The organism is Pseudomonas sp. SZ57 (assembly GCF_009495975.1).
Lineage (GTDB): Bacteria > Pseudomonadota > Gammaproteobacteria > Pseudomonadales > Pseudomonadaceae > Aquipseudomonas > Aquipseudomonas syringae.
In genome coordinates this window covers 80915-102145 of record NZ_WIBD01000010.1, presented here as the reverse complement: position 1 = coordinate 102145, position 21231 = coordinate 80915, and the positions used below count along the sequence as shown (strand labels likewise).

Below are 21231 nucleotides of genomic sequence, written 5' to 3'. Positions count from 1 at the left end.
AAAGTCACGATTTCCTGCACCTGCAGCGACCATCGCTACGTTAGCCTGCACCGAATCTGCACAACAGGGTGAATCTGTTCATCCTGACGTTCCACAAACGACCTGTTTTGAAGCAACACGACAATGAACAGTGCACTGGCACGGCCTCTGCAACAGGATGTTTCAACGATTATCGAATCTCAGGGAGATAACAATGAGCACGCAACTCAAGCCGACACTCGGCACGATTCACTTATGGGGGATCGCCGTCGGGCTGGTGATTTCCGGCGAATACTTTGGCTGGAGCTACGGCTGGGGCGTCGCGGGTACGTTGGGCTTTTTGGTAACAGCCCTGATGGTTGCCACCATGTACACCTGTTTCATCTTCAGTTTTACCGAGCTCACCACGGCCATCCCGCACGCGGGCGGTCCATTCGCCTACAGCCGTCGTGCCTTTGGCGAAAAAGGCGGACTGATCGCCGGCATGGCCACCCTGATCGAATTCGTCTTTGCGCCACCGGCCATTGCCATGGCGATCGGTGCGTACCTTAATGTGCAGTACCCGGGTCTTGACCCCAAGCATGCGGCAGTTGGCGCCTACATCGTATTCATGGCGCTCAACATCGTGGGCGTGAAGCTCGCGGCAACCTTCGAGCTGGTGGTGTGCATTCTGGCCGTCGCCGAATTGCTGGTGTTCATGGGCGTCGTCGCACCTGCATTCAGTTTCAGCAATTTCGCCCTGAACGGCTGGGCCGGTTCACAGACTTTCGGACCCGAAGCCATTGCTGGTATGTTCGCTGCCATCCCCTTCGCCATCTGGTTCTTCCTGGCCATCGAAGGCGCTGCAATGGCCGCCGAAGAAGCCAAGGACCCGAAACGCACCATTCCGAAGGCCTACATCAGTGGCATTCTGACCTTGGTGATACTGGCGATCGGCGTCATGCTGTTTGCCGGTGGCGTGGGCGACTGGCGCACCCTGGCCAACATCAACGATCCGCTGCCGCAGGCCATGAAAGCCGTGGTCGGTGACAGCTCCGGCTGGCTGCACATGCTGGTGTGGATTGGCCTTTTCGGTCTGGTCGCCAGCTTCCACGGGATCATCATGGGCTACTCGCGCCAGTTCTTTGCCCTCGCCCGCGCCGGCTACCTGCCCGCCTCGCTGGCCAGACTCTCGCGCTTCCAGACACCGCACCGGGCAATCATCGCCGGCGGCCTGATCGGCATCGCCGCAATCTACAGCGATGGCCTGATCAACCTGAGCGGCATGACGCTGACCGCTGCGATGATCACCATGGCCGTATTCGGCGCCATCGTCATGTACATCATGAGCATGCTCAGCCTGTTCAAACTGCGCAAGACCGAGCCTGGCCTGGAGCGCACGTTCCGCGCCCCCGGTTATCCGGTAGTGCCCGGCATCGCGCTGGCGCTGGCCGTCGTGTGCCTGGTGGCAATGGCCTGGTTCAACGCACTGATCGGCCTGATTTTCCTGGGCCTGATGGCCATCGGCTTCATCTATTTCAGCCTGACCGCCAAATCGCGCGCCGACGCGCCGACCGACGCGATGCTGACCGGGAAGTAATTGCCAGCTTCTTAGGGGTTGCAGGCGAATGCTTTCGCACGCAACCCCTCAGGGCGCATACACTTGAACCATTGGGCAGCTGTGCTGCTCAAACCGGTATCACAACAAGGAGAGCGCTATGCCCTGGTATGCCTGGTTAATTCTGCTCGTAGCCATTGGCTCGGTCGTCGGCGGTCTGATGATGCTGCGCGACACAGCCAAGAAACTGCCCCTCACTGAAGAACAGCTCAAGCGCGTCCACGAGCGCAACGCAGAGATGGATGCCAAGGACGCCAACGACCGTTGAGTGCCTCCGGGTGGCAGGTGCAAAACCTGCCCCTGCTAGTTGCCGGGCATCTCGGCATTCACCGGAAGCACCTTGATATGAAGTGGCTCGAAAATCTTCGCCAACTGCCCATCTGCACGCAACCTTTCCAGTAGCTGTTTGAAGTGCGGCACGTCGATGCTGCCATTCGGGCGCAGCAACGCGTATTGACGATAGACCTGATCGATACGGTCGGACACCATCAATTGCGCCGCTTCTTCCTTGTTATGCGCCATGAAATCAATCAGGTACGAACGGGTAACAGGCGCAATATCGGCGCGGCCGCGCACCACCATCAGCAAGTTGCTGTCGTGGGAGTACGTGGAGGTAATGGTGAAGTGCTCGCTCAGGTACTTCTGATCGGTATTGAAGTTGGCAAATCCATAATGATAGCCACTGAACAATGCCAGACGTTTGTCAGCCAGAGTGTCGAAGTAATCCTGCCCGCGTCCTTCCACCCGGCGCGCCACGTAGACCTCGGCATCCTCGAGCCCCATATCGAGCTGTTCATGGGGAATGTCCTTCCAGCCCCACTCGGGGTTTTCGAAGACTGCAACATCGAAACGCCCTTCCGTGAAATCACGAAAACGCCGAGGCACCGATGTCGGAATCATCACGAATTCATATTCGTCCTGCTCGCCATTGAGTGCCTCGACCAGCCTGGGTAAAAGACCGGCGTCCTCACCTTTTTCAGGGCGCACCATGTAAGGGGGGAAATGCACTGCGGCCACCCGCACGATTTGCGCGGCGAAGACCTGCTGCGTTGCCATCAACGGAATGAAGAGCATGACACCGGTAACGATCCCGCGCGCCACACCGTCAATTAACACTGCAAGTCTTTTCATAAAACACGACATCAATCAAAGCCGTTCAAGCTATGCGGTTTCCGTGATTTAAACAACTGTCAAATCGACGGCGTCAGTGCTCTGCGGTGCGCTTGCAGCATTCGTCCAGGCGAGTGACAGCGGCCCGCGAGGCACCAATGCAACCACCTGTGGTCACTGTAGGGGCAGTTGTAACAACAAGGGTGCCAATGCAAAGCCCAGAGTGTGCGCAACGGGTTAATCTGGCTACGCTGAAGCCATTGACTATCGTAAGGAAGCTTGATGATGCCGCACTGGCTGGTGATTGATCTTGAGGCCACGACCGAAGAAGGTGGATGGCCGGTCGCAGAAATGGAAGTCATCGAGATAGGCGCGACGCTGGTCAACCAGGACGGACGCGAGCTGGACCATTTCGAGCGCTTCGTGCGCCCGGCACGCAGGCCGTTGCTGACCCATTTCTGCCGCGAGCTGACCCATATCAACCAGAGCAGCATCGACAGCGCTGCGCCGCTGACGACGGTGTGGCCGCAGTTCGAGCGCTGGTTGAGCCATCACCGTGCACGCATCGTGGGCTGGGCCAGTTGGGGGGATTACGATCGCCAGCAACTGGAGGAGGAATGGCGCCAACATCACCTCGACAGTGCGCTGTCCAGCATGCCGCACGTCAATCTCAAACAGCGTTTCGCCCAGGCCCGCCACTTGCAGAAGCCGATGGGACTGAACAGTGCCTTGCAACTGGCAGGCATGCAGTTCAGCGGGCAGCAGCACCGCGCTCTGGTCGATGCGCGCAATACTGCCAGACTGCTGCCGTTGATCCTGCCCAATTGAATGCCGCTGCAGGTCGACGCTTCGTCAGCATCGACGTGCAAGGGGCGTGACGAGTTTTACCGTGTTGGGCATACTGGCGAGCCATTTTCAGCCCTTTCAAAAGGAATCGCCCATGTTCAAGGTCAACGAGTACTTCGACGGCACCGTCAAATCCATCGCCTTCACCCAGGCCGATGGTGAGGCAACCATCGGTGTCATGGCAGCGGGCGAATATGAGTTCGGTACGGCGCAACGGGAAATCATGCATGTGATCTCCGGCGAGTTGAGCGTGAAGCTTCCGGACAGCACTGACTGGGAAACCTTTGCCACCGGCAACCAGTTCAACGTACCGGCCAACAGCAAGTTCCAGATCAAGGTCAAAGTCGATACCGCCTACCTGTGCGAATATCGCTGAGGCTCAGCGAGTGGGAGGCTTGACCTCCCACGTTGCCCACACGCCCTTCTCGCCCTCTCCTATTCAACCCCGGCATTGAACTGCAACGCCGCCAGTCGCGCATAAAGCGGGTTGCTGGCGATCAACTGCTGATGGGTGCCCACGGCCACCAACCGCCCCTGATCCATGACGGCAATCCGGTCGGCATTCTGCACCGTGGCCAGCCGGTGGGCGATGACCAGCGTGGTACGCCCCTGCATCAGGCTCGGCAGGGCCTGTTGAATCAAGTGCTCACTCTGCGCGTCCAGCGCACTGGTCGCCTCGTCCAGCAACAGAATCGGCGCATCGACCAGCAAGGCGCGGGCAATCGCCAGACGCTGCCGCTGTCCGCCGGACAAGCCCACCCCGCCCTCACCCAGATGCGTACGATAGCCGTCGGCCATGTCGAGAATGAACTCATGCGCATGGGCGATGCGCGCCGCCGCCTCTACCTGCTCAAGGCTCGCGGTGGCGTTACCGTAACGAATGTTGTCTTCGACACTGCCGAAAAACAGTGCGGGCGATTGTGAAACCAGTGCGAAGCAGCGGCGCAGATCATGGGGGTCGAGCTGCGCGATCGGCACGCCCTCGATCAGGATGCGCCCTTGAATCGGGTCGTAAAAACGCAGCAGCAGATCCAGAATGGTCGACTTGCCCGCGCCGGAGGGCCCGACCAGCGCCAGGGTTTCACCGGGCTCGATGCTCAGGGTCAGGTCATCCAGCGCATTGCGCTCGGGGCGCGACGGGTAGGCGAAGGTGACATTCTCCAGCGCCAGGCGCCCACTGATGCGCTGCGGCAGGCTCTGCAGGTCCGTGGTCGGCACGCTGATCTCGCTGCGCGCCTTAAGCAGCTCGCCGATCCTCTCCGCCGCACCGGCGGCGCGCTGCAGATCGCCAATCACTTCGCTCAACGTGCCGAACGCCATACCGACCATCAGCGCGTAGAACACGAACGCTGCCAGCTCACCGCTGGAGATGCGGCCGCTGATCACGTCCATGCCGCCCACCCACAGCATCACCGCCACCGCACCCAACACCAGAACGATTACCAGCGTGATCAGCCAGGAGCGCTGCAGGATACGTTTACGAGCGGTCTCGAACGCCTGCTCCACCGTATGCGAAAAGCGCTGCTTGTCTTGCTGCTGATGATTGTAGGCCTGCACCGTCTTGATCTGCCCCAAAGCCTCGGCCACGTAGCTGCCGACATTGGCGACCCGGTCCTGACTCTCGCGCGACAGGTTTCGTACCCGCCGCCCGAACATGAGAATGGGCGCGATGATCAGCGGCAACGCCACCACCACGATACTGGTGAGTTTGGGGTTGGTGATGAACAACAGCACGATGCCGCCGATGACCATCAGCGCATTGCGCAGGAACATCGACAGTGACGAGCCGATCACCGACTGCAACAACGTGGTATCGGCGGTCAGTCGCGACTGGATTTCCGAACTGCGATTGTTCTCGTAGAAACCCGGATGCAGTTCGATCAGGTGATCGAATACTTTCTTGCGCAAGTCGGCAACCACACGCTCGCCGATCCACGACACCAGATAGAAGCGGGCGAAGGTTCCGACGGCGAGGCCGACCGTCAGCAGCATGAAAAACCCGATCGAGCGTTCGAGCAACTGCGGTGAACGGGTCATGAACCCCTGATCGACCATCAGCTTGATGCCCTGCCCGATCGACAGGGTGATGCCCGCGGTAATGACCAATGCCAGCAATGCGCCGAGCGCCTGCCAGCGATACGGCGCGATGAAACTCGCAGCCAGACGCAAGGCCTGGCGATGACGTCGGGTAATCCGTGAAATCATGAACGATGAACCTGCCTGTCTGCCCGATCTGTCTGAATTGCAAAGCCTACACCTGTGTTGCCGGGCGCGCCGAACATCATTTCGAATGAACTTGCGGCCGGCTTGCAGAGTCAGGTTATGACTGCTTTACAGAGGCCGCTATAAGACATCGATCTAAGCGCCTGCTGGCAGATTTGCATCATATCTGTTGCACTTGGAGCGCGTTTGAGCGGCTGACAGTACCTGTCACGGACCGGTCATCAAGCGCGGTTAACTTAACGCCGTTACCTGATGAAAGGAGAAAACCATGAACCCGCAAGAGCGCAGCAACGAAGTTCAAGTCGTTCGAGCCACGCCCAATCTGCCGGTTGGCGGTGCCATTCTCGACCAGCACGGGCAAGAAGTCCTGATCACCGAAGAAATGGTTCAGGCTGCCTGCCAGGAATGCGACAAGCACTGGGTAACACCGGAAAAATAAAACCGAGCCGTACCAGACATTTGAAACCCGACCACCAGGTCGGGTTTTTTATTGCCCGATAGCCCGGTTGGCGATCAGACCAGCACCGCGCCCATTGCCCGCACCAGGCGCGCCAATGGTTCGGACTCGCCCTCCAGGCGTACCATCAGCCCTTCGATTTCCCGGCGTGGCGGGTACTGCTTGCGCAATGCATCGAAGGCCAGACGCTGGCTGGCGGTGTCACCGGTCAGGCTGCGGCGGAAATCCGCATCGTCACGACGCGGGTCATACACGCCACGGCACAGCATATTGAGCGCCCAGACCGGGTCGCAGGCCGCGTCAAGACTGACCTGCGCCAGCCAGGGTCTTGGCAGCAGATGGTCCAGCTTGATCGTCGCAGGCTGATCAAGAAAGCCACACAGCGCCTGATAGATCTGCGCCGTGCCGCGCTGCCTGCCATCCAGGCTGTAACCGGCGATATGCGGTGTACCCAGAACGCACAAGTCAGCCAGCGCGACGTTGACCTGCGGCTCGCCCTCCCACACATCCAGCACCGCTTGCAGGTCTTCTCGCTCAAGCAGGATGTCGTGCAGCGCTGCGTTATCCACCACGGCGCCACGGCTGGCATTGATCAGCCAGGCACCCTGCCGGAGCTGACGCAGACGCGCGTCGTCGAGCAGGTGCCAGGTCGGTGACGCCCCGACTTTGCTCAGCGGCGTGTGCAGGCTGATGACGTCACAGCGCTGCAGGATCTCGTCGAGGCTGACGAAGTCACCGCCTTCGGCAGCCTGGCGTGGCGGATCGCAAACAAGTACGTTCCAGCCCAGAGCCTTCAATACGCTGATCAGCCGACCACCCACCTGCCCCGCACCGACCACTCCGTAGGTGCGCTGCGCAAGGTCAACACCCTCGATTTCAGCCAGCGTCAACAGGCTGCCGAGCACGTAGTCCACCACGCCGCGCGCATTGCAGCCCGGAGCGCTGGCCCACTGGATACCGGCTTGCTGAAACCAGTCCAGATCGAGGTGATCAGTGCCAATGGTGCAGGTCCCGACAAAACGCACCGGGCTGCCTTCAAGCAGTTCGCGGGTCACTGCGGTGACCGAGCGAACCAGCAGGATGTCGGCATCCGCCACAGCGGCACGGTCCATGGCGCGGCCCGGCAAGCGATGAATCTCACCGAAATGAGCAAAAAAGGCGTCGAGCAGGGGAATATTTTCGTCAGCAACAATGCGCATGGAGGACTCTCTGGATCTGGCGAACAGGGACCTGCTCGAATCGGGAACAGGTGCGTCGTGAACAGGCGCGGGTTGCAGCGATGTGGCGATCAGTCGGACTTCTTGCGGATCCAGTAGAGGAACGTGCCCTCTTCGGCTCGCTCCGCAACCAGCTCGTGACCGAGGAATACACAAAATTTCGGGATATCGCGACGCGTGGACGGATCGGTTGCAATGACCTTGAGCAAACCGCCCGCAGGCAGATCACGCACCTTCTGGTGCAACATCATCACCGGTTCCGGACAGAAAAGCCCGACGGCGTCCAGCTCGGCGTCGACAGTGAGGTTTTCAATGGGCTCAGACATGGGGCACTCCAGAGACGGGGGACGATTGTCGCTCAATTCAGTCGATCAGGCCAAATGCTGATGGTGGTACTGAAGCCGCATCGCGGCGCCCGGCCAGCCAGCCAGCAGACAGAAAAATGCCAGGCACGGGGCCTGGCATTGATCAGAAGCCGGGCGACCGTCAGAACGGCAGCTTCATACCGGGCGGCAACTGCATGCCAGCGGTCATGGAAGCCGTCTTGTCCTGGCTGGCTTGCTCGATCTTGCGCACAGCGTCGTTGACGGCGGCGGCGATCAGGTCTTCCAGCACTTCCTTGTCTTCCTGCATCAGGCTGTCATCCAGATTGATGCGCTTGACGTCATGACGACCGGTCATCACCACGCTCACCAGGCCTGCGCCCGATTGACCGGTAACTTCCGCGTTGGCCAGTTCTTCCTGCATCTTGGCCATTTTTTCCTGCATTTGCTGCGCCTGCTTCATCAGGCCAGCCATGCCACCTTTCATCATGGGATATCTCCTCGAAAATGGATGGTTCGTTTGCGTGGCGCCAGCGGCGCCCTGTGTTCAGTTATTGAGCCTGCACCGCAGGCGCGTCCACCGGTTTGATCGTATCTTCCCGGATCACAGCGCCAAACTGTTGCAGCATCTGCTGGATGTACGGGTCGGCCTGGATCGAGGCTTCGGCCTGGCGCTGGCGCTCGGCACGCAATCGTGAAGCAGCCTGCGCAGGGGTTTCCTGCTCGGGCTTGATCAGTTCGATACTCAGATTGATCGTGCGCCCATGGTACTGGTTCAACGCATCGTTCAGGCGCCGCTGCTGCGTCGAGTTGAACAGCGCGCTGTGCGCCGGGTCCAGGTGCAGCAGCCAGTTGTCGCCATCGGCCGAGATCAGTGTGCAGTTGGCCGCGATGCTGCCGGTCATCCCGGAGATCGGCAGCTTGGGAAACACGTCCAGCCACTCGGCCGCAAGACCGGTGGCCGGTTTGGCGGCTGGAGCAGGCTCGGGCTCGACGGCTTCAAGCTCGACGACACTTTCGTGGGCCAGCTCGTCCAGATAGCTGTAGGACGCCGGGTCTATGTCGATATCCGACTCGACGTAATCGTCATCCGCTGGCGGCTCGTCGTCACGCCCCATCGGCCCGGAGTCGGAAGACATCGAATCGGTGTGCGTGGACAGATACGCAGAGTCCGGGATGGCTTCGAGCATTGCCGGCGTGACCGGCTGCTCGGCGGCCGGCTGCGCAGGCTCGGCTTCAGGTGCGGCCGGCACCGGGCTGGCGGGCGCAGGCGTCGGCATGGGCGTCAGGTCGGGCTGCTCGGAAACGGTCTCCAGAACCGGCTCGGCGACTGGCTCGGCAACAGATTCGGTAGGGGGCGCAGTTTCGGCGGCGGGTTCGGCAGCCGGGGATTTCGGTTCATTCCACGGCAGGTCGAGGTCTTCGACTGGCGCGGCTTGTGGCTCTGGCTTCGATTCTGGCTGTACCGCAGGCTCTGGCCGGGCAGCGGCGACCGGCATCGGGGCTGCTGCAGGCGGCAGCGCTTCGAAGGCCGGATCGGGCGCAGCCATCACCGGGGCGGTCGACACTGCGGGAGCTGCCGATGCAACAGGTGTCGCATCAGCCACTGCTTTTCGGGAATCAACCGTGGCCTGGCTGATCCCCACTGGCTTTAGCGGCTGCCTCGGCGCGTCATCGCTGTCAGCAGGACGGAACGCCAGCATGCGCAGCAGGACCATCTCGAAGCCGCCACGCGGATCAGGGGCCAATGGCAGGTCACGACGACCAATCAAGCCCATCTGGTAGTAAAACTGCACGTCTTCGGCAGGCAGGGCCTGCGCCAGGGCCAGCACCCGATCACGATCGCCATGACCGTTGTCGACGCCTTCCGGCAACGCCTGGGCAATCGCGACACGGTGCAGCACGTTGAGAATTTCCGAGAGCACGCCATTCCAGTCAGGGCCCTGCTCGGCCAAGTGGCGTACCGCCTCCAGTACCCCGCGGGCATCGCCTTCCAGCAGCGCAGTCAGTACATCGAACACCTGACCGTGGTCCAGCGTGCCGAGCATGGCACGTACATCGGCAGCCATGACCTTGCCTTCACCGAAGGCAATGGCCTGGTCGGTAAGGCTCATCGCATCACGCATCGAACCATCGGCGGCGCGCCCGAGCAGCCACAGCGCGTCGTCTTCGAAGGGCACGTTCTCGACGCCCAGCACGTGGGTCAGATGCTCGACCACGCGTTCAGGCGTCATGTTTTTCAGCGAGAACTGCAGGCAGCGCGAAAGGATGGTCGCCGGCAGCTTTTGCGGATCGGTGGTGGCGAGGATGAACTTGACGTAGGGCGGCGGCTCTTCAAGCGTCTTGAGCAAGGCGTTGAACGAGTGGCTGGAAAGCATGTGCACTTCGTCGATCAGGTAGACCTTGAAGCGGCCGCGGCTGGGCGCGTATTGCACGTTATCCAGCAGCTCGCGCGTGTCTTCGACCTTGGTGCGGCTGGCGGCGTCGATTTCGATCAGGTCGACGAAACGGCCCTCGTCGATCTCCTTGCACACCGAACAGGTGCCGCAAGGCGTCGAGGTGATGCCGGTCTCACAGTTCAGGCACTTGGCGATGATGCGCGCGATAGTCGTCTTGCCGACGCCGCGGGTGCCGGTAAACAGATACGCATGGTGCAGGCGCTGGCTGTCCAGCGCGTTGATCAGGGCCTTCAACACATGAGCCTGGCCGACCATTTCGCGGAACGAGCGCGGACGCCATTTACGTGCAAGAACCTGATAACTCATTTAAAACCGTCGCAACTGGTAAGCGGAAGACCGCCAATGCTAGCCGAGCAGGGGCAAAATTGCATCTGGTGTCCGTCTCTATTGTGGCTAAGCTGTGCAAATGACTCAATTGACGCGCTTTATTCGGGCCTTCACCACCCCGCGGCTGCCTCGTGCAGCGGCGCTCTGTCTGCTATTGCTGTTGCCGCAAACCGGTCGCGCGGCGCAGGGAACCTTGAGCTTTGCAGTCAACGAAGGCTGGACCATGCCGATGATGCACATTACCGACTTTCGTCCCGAATCCGGCATTCTGTTCGACATCATGCAAAGCCTTGCGCACCATGTGGGCCTCGAAGCCCGTTATCACGTGATGCCGCGCCTGCGTATCCAGTCGGCGCTGGAGCGTGGCGAAGTCGACATGCACTGCTACAGCGCCCAGGCGTGGTACCCCGACCTGTCCGGGGACTACCTGTGGAGCCTGCCGATTCTCTATCAGCGCGACTGGCTGGTCGCTTCGGCGGCAACGGCTGCCGGCCCCTACCCCGATCAGTTCGACAACGAAACCGTCGGCACCGTGCTGGGCTACACCTACCCGGCCCTGCAGCATCTTTTCGAGGCGCATAAACTGGTCCGTGAAGATGCACGCACGCAGAACCAGACGCTCGGCAAACTGATGGCCGGGCGCTACAACTATGCGGTGACCAATCAGTTGATCCTCGAATGGACCAACCGGAACCTGCCTGTCGGCAAGAAGCTCATGCCGATATCAATGGTCGCCGAACAGCCGGCCGCCTGCATGATCCGCAATAACCCCGAACTGCCGGTGGGCAGAATTTTGCGCACGTTGGTGCAGATGCGCCTGTCTGGCGAGATCCAGCAGATCATCGATCACTACACCACGCCCACCACCCCCTGATCCTTGATCTGCGCTGTCGCAATAGCGTCATATTCCATGGTTACGCTCGCGTGAAATCTTTGGTAACACATTAACCAGCGCGAGTATTTGGCGATGAGCGACAGACCAGACGACGAAGATACCAACGAAAACCCCAGCCGCCGTCGTTTTCTGGGCGGGATGGCTGCCTTGGGTGCAGGTGTCACCCTTAGCAGTTACGTTTCCGCCCACGAGAAACCGCCTGGCGACAACGAGCGGCATCATCACCTTGCCGGACCTGCGCTGGATCGCGCCTTGCGCGAAAATGTGAAAACCATTGTGGTGATCTACGCCGAGAACCGCAGCTTCAATAACCTGTTCGGCGATTTCCCCGGTGTCGAAAAGCCGCTCTCCTCGCTCAGGCCTTCGGATTACGAGCAGCGCGACCGCGACGGTACGCGCTTGTCCAAACTGCCACCGGCCTGGGGCGGCGTGCTGCAGGTCGGACCGCAAACCGTCGATGGCGTGACCTATCCGGTGGGCGAGCAGTTTCAGCAAGACCTGCCCAACGCGCCGTTCCCGCTCAAGGGGCCAAACGGTGAAGACCTGCCGCTGAGCCTGGTGACCCGTGACCTGTGGCACGTCTTTTACCAGAACCAGATGCAGATCAACGACGGCAAGAACGACCGCTTCGTGGCCTGGGCGGATGCGGGCGGCCTGACCATGGGCAACTACGCACAGACTCAGTACTCGCTGCGCCTGTGGGACGTGGCCAAGGAGTTCGTGCTGTGTGACAACTTCTTCCAGGGTGCTTTCGGCGGCTCGTTCCTCAACCACCAGTACCTGATTTCAGCCACCGCGCCTGTTTACCCGAACGCCGCCGAATCTCCGGCCAAGTCGCAAATCGCCACCCTGCAGAGCTTCAACCCGCTGGACCCGCGCCTCAAACCGCTCGACAAGTCGCCGGCCAGCGCCATGGACGGGCCGCCACAATTCGGCCCCAGCGCCATTACGCCGGACAACTACGCGGTCAACACCATGGCCCCGCCGTACTGGCCAACCTGGCTGCGCGACCCGCAGAACCCTGATTACTCGAAACCGGATCTGCCCAACGTGCTGGTTCCACAAAGCCACGAGCACATCGGTGACAAGCTGTCGAAAAGGAATGTTGACTGGGCCTGGTATGCCGGCGCCTGGCAAGTGACGCTGGATGAGTTCAAGGACTCCACCGGGATCCCGAAAATCCCCAACTTTCAATACCATCACCAGCCGTTCAACTACTTCAAGCAGCAGGGTCCGCAGCACCCTGAAGAGCGCAAGAAGCGCCTGCGTGATGGTGGGCTGGGTGACGAGTCGAGCACCAATCGCTTCCTCGCCGATGCCGAAGCGGGCAAATTGCCTGCGGTAACCTTCTACAAGCCCCAGGGCAACCTGAACATGCACGCCGGTTACGCCGATGTGGCTGCGGGTGACCGGCACATCGACCGGGTGGTCAAGGTGCTGCGCAAGAGCCCGCAGTGGGACAACATGGTGATCGTCATCACCGTCGACGAGAACGGCGGCTGGTGGGACCACGTCGCACCGCCAAAAGGCGACCGCTTCGGTCCCGGCACCCGCGTTCCGGCGCTGGTCATCTCCCCTTTCGCCCGCAAGGGCAAGGTCGACCACACGGTTTACGACACCGCCTCGATCCTGCGCCTGATCACCCGCGTGCATGGCCTGGAAAAGCTCGACGGTCTGAAACGCCGCGACGAGGCCATGATCGCGCGTGGCCAGGCGCCGATGGGCGACCTGACCAACGCGCTGCAGTTTCCGGCCTGATCCCGTCAGGTCGTCGCGTCGGCAGCCTCCAGCGCAGTCGGACGAGCGGTTTTAACCGGTGGCAGGGACGCCACGTACACCGTGCGGGACGGGAACGCGAAACGCACATCCAGTTCGGCAAAGGCTTCCATGATGTCCAGATTGATCGCCTGCTGCACATCCATATAGACGTTGTAGCTGGGGTCGAGCACGATGAAAACGGTCTCGAACTCCAGTGATGTCTCGCCAAAACCCCGAAAATGCGAACGGTCGAAACGTGCCAGTTTCTGCGCGTTGATGATCGCTTCGACTTTCTTCGGCACTTCCCTGATCTGATCGACCGAGCAGTCATAGGTCAGCCTGAATTCGAAGACGATGCGTCGTTCCTGCAAGCGTTTGTAGTTCTGGATGGTGTTGTTGATCATGTCGGCGTTGGCCATCACGATCTGCTCGCCACCCAGGCTGCGGATCCGTGTGGTCTTGAGGCCCACGTGCTCGACCGTGCCGGACAGCGCACCGACGACGATGAAGTCGCCGACCTCGAAAGGCTTGTCCACGGCGATGGACAGCGAGGCAAACACGTCACCCAGAATGTTCTGCACCGCCAGCGCGACCGCAATACCACCGACCCCGAGGCTGGCGACGAACGCGGTGATATTGACCCCGACGTTCGACAGCATCGCCATGACCACCGTGGCCCACAGCAACACCTTCGCGCCCCACAGACTCAACGTAGCCAGCGCGCTGCCCTGAAAGGTGCCGCCGGCGTTGTGACGCACGAAGTAGCGCTGCAACGCCAGCGCGATCGCCCGGTTCGCCCACAACCCGACCTGCAATGCGGCGACCACGAACCATAGGCTGCTGACCCGCCCGAGCCAGCGTTCCGGCAGATCGAGCATGCCGATGCCGATCAGGATCGAAGCCAGCAGCAACAAGGTATTACTGGTGCCCGACAGCACCTGCACCACGATGTATCGCATATGCGTGCTGGGCGCATCCGCACGCGAACGCATCTTTCTGAGCACAAAACCGATCACGCCCCTGACCAGAATAAAACTCAGGGTCGAGGCGAAGATAGCCAGTATCCAGTTAGCGAGCGATATGCCCAGAAATTGCGAGTCTGTGAAAAATCTGATGATGTCCTGTTCCATCCGGCCCCCGGCTCCACTGCTGCGAGACGCCTGACCGAAAAGCCCGTGACACCCGCAGCGACTTGAATTGCCCCTTGCCGTAAAACGGTTTCAAGCGACGCGTAAGGGGTTAGGGGATGTGTAAGAGTGAGGGTTCAGTTTGATTTGGCTGCTGGTAGAGCAATGGAAATCACACCACGCCCTCTCCTGATTGCCGAGCTGGCCGGCATGGAACCATTCTTCGACTCATCGCCACTCAAACCCCTGCCGTGGAGGAGGGAGACCAAATGGCCACAAGGCTAGCCATGGTTAAAGATCACATCAACGCAGAGGAAAACACCCATGACCTTTAGCATCCGTGGCGGAGCTGGCCCATCGACGTATTACACCCAGCCACAGCCCCAGCCCTTTGATGAATTGAAGCTGGAACCCGAGAAAATTCAGCAAAAGACTGCAAAGCTAGAAAAGGAAGGATATTTCAGCGTTCGCATGTCGGAGCACACGAAAAGCTATTTGCTTGAGCAAAGCCGTCTCAGTAACCCTGCATGGCGAAACGAAACCGTCGGTAAAGTCGTTGACCTGCGGACGACCGAGCATGAGCGCTCGGTAACGGCAGTAGCAAAAGACATCGCCGCCTCGCTCACGGGAAGAAAACAACAATTACGCCCCCACGAATTTCAACTGCGGCGCGCGGACAATCCGCGCTCAGAGCAATGGCATCAAGACAGAGCACCGCTAAAAGTCATTTGCATCTCAGCGATAGAAGGCCGCGGCACAGAGTTCGTCACGTCGCCGGATTCAAAAGCCGTGTTTACGAACGGGGAATATGCAGAAATGAACCCTGTGAGCGCCGAGGTGGTCGCACAAAAGACCAAAGAAGCCAAGCAAGACCGCTTCTATTTCTTTGCTGGCAAAGGCATTACCGAGGAAAGCATTCCTAAACTGGTACATCGCTCACCGAGTGAGACCGGCAGGTCCATATTCATGGCGCGATGGAAGTAAGGCAGGCCACGCAGGATTAACCGCCGGGACAGAGACATCCGGCGGTTATCTCCGTGCCGGGCAGACTGCTTTTACAGACGCACGAAGCTCTCGCCAGCGCAGGGCGCAGTCGAAACAGGAACAGGCTGTTATTTTTACGAGCAGGCGCCTTTCAGAAAGGGCCTTGAGATAGGTGGTGCCCCCACCAGCCACACCCCGGCACACAATGTTCCCGCTGTGGCTGCTGCCTTCCGGCTCTGACCAGGTTCACGGGTAATCGTTGCGGGGGGACCGATGGGGTCACCATAACGACACTCACCAGTTGGCGAGCCGCGCCATTGTACCGGTCTTGCGCGAGTTTACAACCGTTGCTGCGGATAAAAATTTCGAGGGGGCTCAAGCACTTGTGTGCCGGGGCTGAAAGGCCAATGCGTATTGCTCATCGGCATGACAAATCCTCGAAACGGCCCCGTTCGATCCTGTACCCTGCCCGCCTCAACATAATCAACCAGCAGGTTGCTCATGCAGACTCGATTGGTCGACTACCACGACCTTACCGCCTCTCAACGCCAACAGCTCGGATACCTCGAGGTGACGCAGGAACAGATCCAGTTCTCCGGCGACATCTACACCGCGCTCAATACGCTTCTGGTCAGACCCAGCCCGAATATTTGCGGCCTCGCGCTGCTCAGTGACGAGAAGCCCGTCGGTTTCTTGCTGCTCAAGCGCGATGACTGTCTGCCGCATTGGGCTCAGGAGGATCTGACGGCGACACTGCATGCGTTGCAGATCGATCACCGCGAACAGGGCAAGGGGCTGGGCAAGGCGTGCCTGCAGGCGCTGTCTGCGGCGTTGCGCCTGAAATGGCCTGACATCACTCAGTTGATGCTGTCGGTGGACGCGGACAACTCGGCTGCCATCGGGCTTTATACAGGCCAGGGCTGGGTGGATACCGGTGAGGCGTATCGCGGGCGAATCGGTTTCGAGCGCAGGCTGACCCTGACGCTTTGAACCTGCTTTGAACCTGCTTTGAACACATGCCTGACACGCCGCCGAAGCGTGTCAGGCACGACCCGTGTTTACTGGGCCTGCAGAACCTCATCGGCCTTGCCACCGGCATCCTGAATCACCAGATGGATGAAGTGCAGCTTGGCGATAACCGCTGGCGGCAGCACGAACGGATAGAAATCCGGCTGCCCCATGCTGCGCGACAGCTCGTTGAGCATGCTCGCCAGCTCGATCCAGGCATTGACGAACGACAGGAACGCCGGGCCACCCGGATGCTGAGGGTCGTAGAGCACTTCCAGCGGAAACGGCTGGTAATCGAGCTCCATGTCGCGAGCACTCATGCCAAACCCCAGCGCGGTGTCGACCGCATCCATCATGTGCAGGTAATGCGCCCAGGTTTCGGCCCAGTCTTCCCATGAGTGCATGGTCGCGTAGGCACTGACGAAGCTTTCCTGCCAGTTGTCCGGCGCGCCGTTCTTGTAGTGGTGATCGAGGGCGTCGGCATAGCTGGCGCGCTCGTCGCCGAACAGGTTGCGATAGCTGTCCTGCCAGTGGGTATTGGCGATGAGCCGATCCCAGTAGTAATGACCGACTTCATGACGGAAATGGCCGAGCAAGGTGCGATAGGGTTCGTGCATCTGTACGCGCATCGCTTCGCGGTGTGCGTCGTCGGCCTCTTCGATGTTCAGGGTAATCAGGCCGTTGGCATGGCCTGTGGTTGGCAGGTTGCCTTCCAGATCGACACCGACAAAATCGAAGGCTAGGCCAGCTTCTTCGTCAATCGTCTTGGGAATGACCTGCAGCCCCAGGGAAATCAATTGCGCGACCAGACGCCGTTTGGCGGTCTCGACCTTGCGCCAGCGCTCGCCGTTTTCAATCACGGACAGGTCTGGAATGGTGTGATTGAGGCTGCAGGCGACACAGAATTCGCCGGCATTGTGCTCTGGAAAAAGCCAGTTACAGGCTGCCGGGGTGCCAAGGTTGGCGCAACGCCGATACAGCCCGGCACCTGGCTCATCGCTCAAGCGCCAGGTAGTGGGCTCAGGCCCTGCTTCGAGCGTAGCGACACGCCCCTGCTCAGGCAGGTAGCCCAGTGCTGCAGAACAGGCCAGGCATTGGGTATTGGGGAAAAACACCGACTGGCCACAGGTGCACTGCCAGACCTTGCTGTTACGTTTGGATTCGCCGACAAATGGGGCGGTGATGCGTGAACTCAATTGCTCGAAGAAGCGGTACATGGCGATCTCCCGTTGGCCTTGCATGGACTAGATCATGCCGACGCTTCAGGGGTTCAAAAATATTATCGAGCGGCATGGATGATAAGGCTGACAGCGTGTTCATGGGCCAAAACGGTGCGTCGCACGGTAGTGGGGATTATCATTCCTCACGCTCCAGCGTGGGATTGCAGTGCGTGACGCTCCGCGTCACAGATCTACGCCGCACCCTCACACTCAAGATCGGACGCAGAGCGTCAAGAACTGCATGCGACGCGGAGCGTCGCACGATCATCAGGGCATACGGAGCGTCGGCCTTCCTCAATCAACCGCCACGCCCAGCTCGGTCAGGCGTTTGAGCAGTGCGTCTTCGTCCAGCACGCTAAGACCCAGTTCGTTGGCCTTGGTCAGTTTCGAGCCGGCACCAGGCCCGGCGACCACGGTGTGGGTCTTGGCCGAGACCGAGCCGGACACCTTGGCACCGAGGCTTTCGAGCTTTTCCTTGGCGACATCGCGGCTCATGCGTTCCAGCGAGCCGGTCAGCACCCAGGTCTGGCCAGCCAGCGGCAAGCCTTCGACGGTTTTTTTCTCGCTGCGCCAGTGCATGCCGAAGTCCTTGAGCTGGGCTTCGATGGCGCGGGCGCGCTCGGCGTTTGCGCTGTCGTCGAAGAAGTCACGAACCGACTTGGCCTGTTTCTCCGGCAGTGCCTGACGCATGTCCAGCCAGTCGGCACTGATGATGGCCTCCAGCGTACCGAACCGGTCCGCCAGTTTCTGCGCAGCACCCGGCCCTACCGACGGAATGTGCAGTTTGTCGATCAGCCCTTCCAGTGTGGTGCTGGCCGCGAACTCGGCGCCCAGCTCGCCCTGGTCCTGCAATTGCAGACCGCATTCACCGAGCAGCGCATCGATAACGCTACGGTTGTGCTCGTCCTCGAAGAAGCTGTGAATCTCGTAAGCCACTTCCAGACCGACATCCGGCAGGTAGGTCAGGACTTCCGGCAAGGCCTGTTTGACACGCTCCAGCGACGCCAGCGAACGCGCCAGGACCTTGGCCGTCTCTTCACCCACATCGGGAATGCCCAAGGCATAGATGAAGCGCGCCAGGGTCGGCTGTCGGCTGTCGGCGATGGCCTTGAGCAGCTTGTTGCTGGAGATTTCCGCGAAACCTTCCAGATCGATGATCTGTTCGTATTTCAGCTTGTACAGATCGGCAGGCGAGCCGATGAGTTTCTCATCGACCAGTTGCTCGATGGTCTTGTCACCCAGCCCTTCGATGTCCATGGCGCGACGCGACACGTAATGGATGATCGCCTGCTTGAGTTGCGCACCGCAGGCCAGACGCCCGACACAGCGATACACTGCGCCCTCGGTGACGGTTTCCTTGCCTTTACTGCGTTTGATCAGTTGCGTGCGCTCGACGTGCGAGCCGCACACCGGGCAGGTCTGCGGAACCTGCACTGCCCTGGCATTCTCAGGGCGGCGCTCGGCAACGACCTGCACCACCTGCGGAATCACGTCACCGGCACGCCGGATGATCACCGTGTCGCCGATCATCAGGCCGAGCCGCGCCACTTCGTCCATGTTGTGCAGCGTGGCGTTGGCGACCATGACGCCTGCCACCTTGACCGGCTTGAGCCGCGCGACCGGCGTCACTGCGCCGGTACGGCCCACCTGGAATTCGACATCCAGCAATTCGGTGAGCTCTTCCATGGCGGGGAATTTATGGGCAATCGCCCAGCGTGGCTCACGGGCGCGGAAGCCCAGTTCGCGCTGCGCTGCCAGGTTATTGACCTTGAACACCACGCCGTCGATCTCGTAAGTCAGCGCCAGGCGTCGCTCACCTATATCGCGGTAATAGGCCAGGCACTCCTCGACGCCATTCGCCAGTTTCAGCTCGCGACTGACCGGCATGCCCCATTTTTTCAGCGCTTCAAGCACGCCGATATGCGTGTCGGCGATTTCTGCCGACGTCTGGCCCAGGCCATAGCAACAGAACTCCAGCGGCCGGTTGGCCGTGATCTTGGAATCCAGCTGACGCAGACTGCCCGCTGCTGCGTTGCGCGGGTTGGCGAAGGTCTTGCCGCCGACTTCCAGCTGACTGGCGTTGAGGCGCTCGAAACCGGCCTTGGACATGAACACTTCACCGCGCACTTCCAGCACATCCGGCCAGCCCTTGCCTTGCAGCTTGAGCGGGATATTACGCACTGTGCGCACGTTGACACTGATGTCTTCGCCGGTGGTTCCGTCGCCGCGTGTCGCGCCCCGCACCAGAGCGCCGTCGCGATACAGCAGGCTGACTGCCAGGCCGTCCAGCTTGGGTTCGCAGCTGTACTGCACCTTGCTGCCTTCGCCAAACAGGTCGCCGGCCGGCAAGTCCAGCCCCTCGGTCACCCGCCGATCGAATTCGAGCATGTCGTTTTCTTCGAACGCGTTGCCCAGGCTGAGCATCGGCATTTCGTGACGCACCTGGGTGAACGCCGACAAGGCAGCGCTTCCGACCCGTTGCGTCGGCGAATCAGGAGTAACCAGATGGGGGTTTTCCGCCTCCAGGGCCTTGAGTTCGTGAAACAGGCGGTCGTACTCGACATCCGGAATGCTCGGTTCATCCAGAACGTGATAGCGGTAGTTGTGCTCATCCAGCTGTGCACGGAGTTCCAGAATTCGGGTTTCGACGGCCTTCATACGGTGTTCTCTCAAAAAGCAAAAAAGCAGCCGAGGCTGCTTAATCTGTTGGCTCTGTTCTGTTCAGGTCAGGCCCCGACAGGGCGTACCGCAGCACGCTCATGATCGGGGACCTGCCCAAGGGCTTGCTTAACCGCGACGCTGGGTCAACGCGCGACGCTCGAACTCGACGATGCGCTGGCGGTAATGCTCGATGGTCTGCGCGGTCATGACGCTGCGCTGGTCATCCTTCAGTTCGCCATCCAGCTCGTGGGCCAGTTTGCGAGCGGCGGCAACCATCACGTCGAATGCCTGCTTGGGATGACGAGGGCCTGGCAAGCCGAGGAAGAAGCTGACCGCACGGGTGCTGAAATGGTCGATATCGTCCAGGTCGAACACGCCGGGCTTGACCGCATTGGCCATCGAGAACAGCACTTCGCCGTTGCCAGCCATGCTCTCGTGACGGTGGAAAATATCCATCTCGCCAAAACGCAGGCCGCTTTCCAGAATGTTCTGCAGCAGTGCCGGGCCCTTGAAACCGCCTTCGCTGCGCGAGATCACGCTGATGACCAGCACTTCCTCAACCGGAGGCAGGTCCTTGTCTTCGGTGATGCGCTGGGCCGGCTTGTCGTCCGGGAAATCGTCGTCGCGGCCGGTGAACAGGCTCGGGCCGTCGAGATCCAGGTTCAGGTCGCCCTGCTGTGGCTCGTCCTTGCGCTTCTTGTCGCTGCGTTTGTCGCTGTTGCCACGCTTGCCTTCACGCGGACTGGCGCTCATGGACGGCAGATCGTGCTCGTCGAGCTGCGGCTCCTTGTGCGTGTCCAGCACACGGGGCGGCCCCAGCACTTCGGCAGACGTGGTTTCTTCTTCATCCGGAAGGTTGGAGAAGCTCCGATCCAGTCTGAATTTCAATTTACCCTTGCTGCCGCGCATACGGCGCCAGCCATCAAAGAGAATACCGGCGATGACTATTATGCCGATGACGATCAGCCACTCGCGCAGACCGATTTCCATGTAATCCAGTGCCTCTAATGAAGAAATCTGAAAATAAGGGCCTAAACCCC

General features: G+C 60.4%; 20 protein-coding genes and 1 other RNA gene. 9 read left to right on the top strand and 12 right to left on the bottom strand.

Translation table 11 applies throughout. The features are described from left to right. Positions 1-193: 193 nt before the first annotated feature. Both eat and GE543_RS12750 read left to right on the top strand, forming a co-directional pair. Positions 194-1558 carry an ethanolamine permease gene (eat, locus tag GE543_RS12755; RefSeq protein ID WP_003415841.1) on the top strand — a complete coding sequence of 455 codons (1365 nt, stop codon included), beginning with the start codon at positions 194-196 and terminating at the stop codon, positions 1556-1558. Between the two features lie 118 nt (positions 1559-1676). Then, positions 1677-1844: a DUF2897 family protein gene (locus GE543_RS12750; RefSeq protein WP_003315162.1), complete on the top strand. Its 168-nt coding sequence runs from the start codon at positions 1677-1679 to the stop codon at positions 1842-1844. 35 nt (positions 1845-1879) lie between these two features. Here the strand turns inward: GE543_RS12750 and GE543_RS12745 are convergent, their stop codons facing one another. Next, positions 1880-2719 (bottom strand): ABC transporter substrate-binding protein, encoded by an 840-nt coding sequence (locus GE543_RS12745; RefSeq protein WP_032702763.1) that lies wholly within the window; start codon positions 2717-2719, stop codon positions 1880-1882. A 252-nt stretch (positions 2720-2971) separates the two neighbouring features. Here GE543_RS12745 and GE543_RS12740 point away from each other — a divergent pair, with 252 nt between their 5' ends. Further along, on the top strand, positions 2972-3514 hold the full coding sequence (locus GE543_RS12740; RefSeq protein ID WP_003371494.1) for an exonuclease domain-containing protein: 543 nt from the start codon (positions 2972-2974) through the stop codon (positions 3512-3514). A 112-nt stretch (positions 3515-3626) separates the two neighbouring features. Further along, positions 3627-3908, top strand: a complete 282-nt coding sequence (locus tag GE543_RS12735) for a pyrimidine/purine nucleoside phosphorylase (RefSeq protein ID WP_003343080.1) — start codon at positions 3627-3629, stop codon at positions 3906-3908. A gap of 59 nt (positions 3909-3967) precedes the next feature. Here GE543_RS12735 and GE543_RS12730 read toward each other — a convergent pair whose 3' ends face one another. After that, positions 3968-5737 carry an ABC transporter transmembrane domain-containing protein gene (locus GE543_RS12730; RefSeq protein ID WP_153221584.1) on the bottom strand — a complete coding sequence of 590 codons (1770 nt, stop codon included), beginning with the start codon at positions 5735-5737 and terminating at the stop codon, positions 3968-3970. A 286-nt stretch (positions 5738-6023) separates the two neighbouring features. Between GE543_RS12730 and GE543_RS27115 the strand changes: the two genes are divergently transcribed. After that, a complete protein-coding gene (locus GE543_RS27115) occupies positions 6024-6194 on the top strand; it encodes a PA1571 family protein (protein WP_003371488.1) in 171 nt (56 codons plus the stop codon). A 74-nt stretch (positions 6195-6268) separates the two neighbouring features. Here GE543_RS27115 and pdxB read toward each other — a convergent pair whose 3' ends face one another. From pdxB to dnaX, 4 genes are all read right to left on the bottom strand, one after another. Further along, the gene (pdxB, locus tag GE543_RS12725) at positions 6269-7411 is read right to left on the bottom strand and encodes a 4-phosphoerythronate dehydrogenase PdxB (RefSeq protein WP_153221583.1); all 1143 of its coding nucleotides are present in this window, start codon (positions 7409-7411) and stop codon (positions 6269-6271) included. 89 nt (positions 7412-7500) lie between these two features. Then, positions 7501-7755 (bottom strand): sulfurtransferase TusA, encoded by a 255-nt coding sequence (tusA, locus tag GE543_RS12720; RefSeq protein ID WP_046270657.1) that lies wholly within the window; start codon positions 7753-7755, stop codon positions 7501-7503. Positions 7756-7915: 160 nt separating this feature from the next. Next, positions 7916-8242, bottom strand: coding sequence for a YbaB/EbfC family nucleoid-associated protein (locus tag GE543_RS12715; protein WP_002552818.1), 327 nt, complete (start codon positions 8240-8242; stop codon positions 7916-7918). A gap of 61 nt (positions 8243-8303) precedes the next feature. Then, positions 8304-10517, bottom strand: a complete 2214-nt coding sequence (dnaX, locus tag GE543_RS12710) for a DNA polymerase III subunit gamma/tau (RefSeq protein ID WP_153221582.1) — start codon at positions 10515-10517, stop codon at positions 8304-8306. A 100-nt stretch (positions 10518-10617) separates the two neighbouring features. Here dnaX and GE543_RS12705 point away from each other — a divergent pair, with 100 nt between their 5' ends. Together GE543_RS12705 and acpA are read left to right on the top strand one after the other, a co-directional pair. Continuing rightward, a complete protein-coding gene (locus tag GE543_RS12705; RefSeq protein WP_153221581.1) occupies positions 10618-11412 on the top strand; it encodes an ABC transporter substrate-binding protein in 795 nt (264 codons plus the stop codon). A 93-nt stretch (positions 11413-11505) separates the two neighbouring features. Beyond that, positions 11506-13191 (top strand): acid phosphatase, encoded by a 1686-nt coding sequence (gene acpA / locus GE543_RS12700; RefSeq protein WP_016567661.1) that lies wholly within the window; start codon positions 11506-11508, stop codon positions 13189-13191. A gap of 5 nt (positions 13192-13196) precedes the next feature. Here acpA and GE543_RS12695 read toward each other — a convergent pair whose 3' ends face one another. Beyond that, entirely contained in the window at positions 13197-14321 is a 1125-nt protein-coding gene (locus tag GE543_RS12695; protein ID WP_003315176.1) for a mechanosensitive ion channel family protein, read from the bottom strand. A gap of 321 nt (positions 14322-14642) precedes the next feature. Here GE543_RS12695 and GE543_RS12690 point away from each other — a divergent pair, with 321 nt between their 5' ends. Next, positions 14643-15302, top strand: coding sequence for a DUF1826 domain-containing protein (locus GE543_RS12690; protein WP_024640630.1), 660 nt, complete (start codon positions 14643-14645; stop codon positions 15300-15302). Between the two features lie 179 nt (positions 15303-15481). Here GE543_RS12690 and ffs read toward each other — a convergent pair. Together ffs and GE543_RS12680 are read right to left on the bottom strand one after the other, a co-directional pair. Continuing rightward, an RNA gene (gene ffs, locus GE543_RS12685) (signal recognition particle sRNA small type) lies at positions 15482-15578 on the bottom strand. 62 nt (positions 15579-15640) lie between these two features. Further along, entirely contained in the window at positions 15641-15805 is a 165-nt protein-coding gene (locus GE543_RS12680) for a hypothetical protein (RefSeq protein WP_153221580.1), read from the bottom strand. Between GE543_RS12680 and GE543_RS12675 the strand changes: the two genes are divergently transcribed. Continuing rightward, entirely contained in the window at positions 15804-16292 is a 489-nt protein-coding gene (locus GE543_RS12675; RefSeq protein WP_153221579.1) for an N-acetyltransferase, read from the top strand. The two genes, GE543_RS12680 and GE543_RS12675, sit on opposite strands and share 2 nt — an antisense overlap. Positions 16293-16360: 68 nt before the next feature. Here GE543_RS12675 and GE543_RS12670 read toward each other — a convergent pair whose 3' ends face one another. The 3 genes from GE543_RS12670 to zipA all read right to left on the bottom strand — a co-directional run bounded on the left by GE543_RS12670 (position 16361) and on the right by zipA (position 21181). Further along, positions 16361-17527, bottom strand: coding sequence for a putative zinc-binding metallopeptidase (locus GE543_RS12670; RefSeq protein WP_032698400.1), 1167 nt, complete (start codon positions 17525-17527; stop codon positions 16361-16363). Between the two features lie 297 nt (positions 17528-17824). Continuing rightward, positions 17825-20188: an NAD-dependent DNA ligase LigA gene (ligA, locus tag GE543_RS12660; protein ID WP_153221578.1), complete on the bottom strand. Its 2364-nt coding sequence runs from the start codon at positions 20186-20188 to the stop codon at positions 17825-17827. Between the two features lie 129 nt (positions 20189-20317). Beyond that, positions 20318-21181 (bottom strand): cell division protein ZipA, encoded by an 864-nt coding sequence (gene zipA / locus GE543_RS12655; RefSeq protein WP_004410600.1) that lies wholly within the window; start codon positions 21179-21181, stop codon positions 20318-20320. Positions 21182-21231: the final 50 nt, after the last annotated feature.

What these genes read in the sequence shown, in the direction of transcription:
- eat (WP_003415841.1), top strand. Translation starts at nt 194, where the DNA reads ATGAGCACGCAACTCAAGCCGACACTCGGCACGATTCACTTATGGGGG.
- GE543_RS12750 (WP_003315162.1), top strand. Translation starts at nt 1,677, where the DNA reads ATGCCCTGGTATGCCTGGTTAATTCTGCTCGTAGCCATTGGCTCGGTC.
- GE543_RS12745 (WP_032702763.1), bottom strand. Translation starts at nt 2,719, where the DNA reads ATGTCGTGTTTTATGAAAAGACTTGCAGTGTTAATTGACGGTGTGGCG.
- GE543_RS12740 (WP_003371494.1), top strand. Translation starts at nt 2,972, where the DNA reads ATGCCGCACTGGCTGGTGATTGATCTTGAGGCCACGACCGAAGAAGGT.
- GE543_RS12735 (WP_003343080.1), top strand. Translation starts at nt 3,627, where the DNA reads ATGTTCAAGGTCAACGAGTACTTCGACGGCACCGTCAAATCCATCGCC.
- GE543_RS12730 (WP_153221584.1), bottom strand. Translation starts at nt 5,737, where the DNA reads ATGATTTCACGGATTACCCGACGTCATCGCCAGGCCTTGCGTCTGGCT.
- GE543_RS27115 (WP_003371488.1), top strand. Translation starts at nt 6,024, where the DNA reads ATGAACCCGCAAGAGCGCAGCAACGAAGTTCAAGTCGTTCGAGCCACG.
- pdxB (WP_153221583.1), bottom strand. Translation starts at nt 7,411, where the DNA reads ATGCGCATTGTTGCTGACGAAAATATTCCCCTGCTCGACGCCTTTTTT.
- tusA (WP_046270657.1), bottom strand. Translation starts at nt 7,755, where the DNA reads ATGTCTGAGCCCATTGAAAACCTCACTGTCGACGCCGAGCTGGACGCC.
- GE543_RS12715 (WP_002552818.1), bottom strand. Translation starts at nt 8,242, where the DNA reads ATGATGAAAGGTGGCATGGCTGGCCTGATGAAGCAGGCGCAGCAAATG.
- dnaX (WP_153221582.1), bottom strand. Translation starts at nt 10,517, where the DNA reads ATGAGTTATCAGGTTCTTGCACGTAAATGGCGTCCGCGCTCGTTCCGC.
- GE543_RS12705 (WP_153221581.1), top strand. Translation starts at nt 10,618, where the DNA reads ATGACTCAATTGACGCGCTTTATTCGGGCCTTCACCACCCCGCGGCTG.
- acpA (WP_016567661.1), top strand. Translation starts at nt 11,506, where the DNA reads ATGAGCGACAGACCAGACGACGAAGATACCAACGAAAACCCCAGCCGC.
- GE543_RS12695 (WP_003315176.1), bottom strand. Translation starts at nt 14,321, where the DNA reads ATGGAACAGGACATCATCAGATTTTTCACAGACTCGCAATTTCTGGGC.
- GE543_RS12690 (WP_024640630.1), top strand. Translation starts at nt 14,643, where the DNA reads ATGACCTTTAGCATCCGTGGCGGAGCTGGCCCATCGACGTATTACACC.
- GE543_RS12675 (WP_153221579.1), top strand. Translation starts at nt 15,804, where the DNA reads ATGCAGACTCGATTGGTCGACTACCACGACCTTACCGCCTCTCAACGC.
- GE543_RS12680 (WP_153221580.1), bottom strand. Translation starts at nt 15,805, where the DNA reads ATGAGCAACCTGCTGGTTGATTATGTTGAGGCGGGCAGGGTACAGGAT.
- GE543_RS12670 (WP_032698400.1), bottom strand. Translation starts at nt 17,527, where the DNA reads ATGTACCGCTTCTTCGAGCAATTGAGTTCACGCATCACCGCCCCATTT.
- ligA (WP_153221578.1), bottom strand. Translation starts at nt 20,188, where the DNA reads ATGAAGGCCGTCGAAACCCGAATTCTGGAACTCCGTGCACAGCTGGAT.
- zipA (WP_004410600.1), bottom strand. Translation starts at nt 21,181, where the DNA reads ATGGAAATCGGTCTGCGCGAGTGGCTGATCGTCATCGGCATAATAGTC.